The 1688-nt window shown below is 71.5% G+C and carries 2 protein-coding genes; both read right to left on the reverse strand.

Features of this window, described 5'->3' with window-relative positions:
- A partial coding sequence (locus Q0L15_RS22080) for an acyl-CoA dehydrogenase family protein (RefSeq protein ID WP_296606994.1) occupies nucleotides 1-1195 on the reverse strand: 1195 nt, incomplete at its 3' end.
- Nucleotides 1196-1286: 91 nt separating this feature from the next.
- On the reverse strand, nucleotides 1287-1688 hold a 402-nt coding region (locus Q0L15_RS22085), incomplete at its 5' end, for a C40 family peptidase (protein WP_296606996.1).

Consider the following 1688-nt stretch of genomic DNA (forward strand, 5'->3'; position numbering starts at 1 on the left):
CGTGCCAGGTGCCGAGCGCCTTGGTACCGGCCGCCCGCGACTCCAGCTCGCGCCGCGCGTGCTCGTCGTCGGTCACTCCGGAGAAGACGTCGTGGAGCTGCGCGGCGACGACCTCCTGCGCGAAGTGCAGGGCATAGGTCCGGGCGATGAGCGGCAGCAGCCGGCGCTGGTGCATGCCGTAGTCGAGGAGCAGGTCCTCCTGCTCGTCCGAGGTCGCCTCGAACTGGCGGCGGCGCACGGCGTACCTCGTCGCGATCGCGAGCGCCACCTTGGCGGCGTTGATGCCGCCGCCACCGACGCACACCCGACCCTGGACGAGGGTGCCGAGCATCGTGAAGAACCGGCGGTTGGCGTTCTCGATCGGGCTCTCGTAGCGGCCCTCGGGCGTCACGTCGGCGAAGCGGTTGAGCAGCGCCGTCCGCGGCACCCGCACGCCGTCGAACCACAGTCGGCCGTTGTCGACGCCGTTGAGGCCCATCTTGCGGCCGTCGTCCTCGATGCGTACGCCGGGCGCGGGCTCGCCGTCGACGCGGATCGGTACGACGAACGCGTGCACGCCCTGTGATGCTCCGGCGACCTCGAGCTGGGCGAACACCACGGCGAGCTCGGCGTGCTTGGCGGCGTTGCCGATGTAGTCCTTGCGCGCCTGCTCGGTGGTCGTGGTGATCACGAACTCCTGCGCCTCGGCGTCGTAGGTCGCGATCGTGCCGAGCGCCTGCACGTTGGACCCGTGGCCGGTCTCGGTCATCGCGAAGCAGCCCATGAGCCTGCCGGTGATCAGGTCGGCCAGGTAGGCGTCGTGGTGGGCCTTCGTGCCGAGCTGGAGGATCGCGCCGCCGAACAGGCCGAACTGGACGCCGACCTTCACCAGCACCGACAGGTCGCCGTAGGCGAGGGTCTCGAACGCTGCGATCGAGGCGCCGATGTCGCCGCCGCCGCCGTACTCCTCCGGGAAGCCCATCCCGGTCTGTCCGGTGGCGGCCATCTCGACCACGACGTCCTTCACCCGCTCGCGGAAGTCGTCGATCGACATCTCCTCGGCGTCGGTGAGGATCGAGGCGTACTCCGCGAGGTTGGTGCGCACCAGGTGGCGGACCTCGGCGTACTTCCCGTCGAGCAGCGCGGTGAGCGCGGGGACGTCGATCTCGGGCTGGACGTAGCCGGTCGAGGCGGGCACGGCGGTGTCGGTTGCCATGCAGGGACGCTACCCACGGGGCGTGCGTCTCAAGCGGTGATCTGGACCTCTCCCGGTGCGACGGGGACGTCGCCGGCACACCCCGGGGTCGTCAGGGTCGGGCGTAGAAGGTGGGCGGGATCCAGTAGTACAGGGACTCCTCGACGACCGGCCGACCGGTGCGCGGCGCGTGCACGATCATGCCGTCGCCGACGTACAGCGCGACGTGGTAGATCGAGCCCGGGTCGCTCGACGAGCCCCAGAACACCAGGTCTCCCGGCCGGAGCTGGCTCGCGGAGATCGGCGTCGACTGCTCGTACTGCGCGACGGAGTAGTGCGGCAGCGACGTCCCGCCCTGTGCCCAGGCGCCCATGGTCAGCCCGGAGCAGTCCCAGGCGTTCGGGCCCGCGGCTCCCCAGCGGTAGGGCTCGCCGATCTGGGCGCGAGCGAACGCGATCGCGGCCCGGGCGCCCGCGGCGGGGGCCGGTGGCGTCGGCGCAGGAGGCACGGGTGC

The organism is Nocardioides sp. (genome assembly GCF_024509035.1).
GTDB lineage: Bacteria > Actinomycetota > Actinomycetes > Propionibacteriales > Nocardioidaceae > Nocardioides.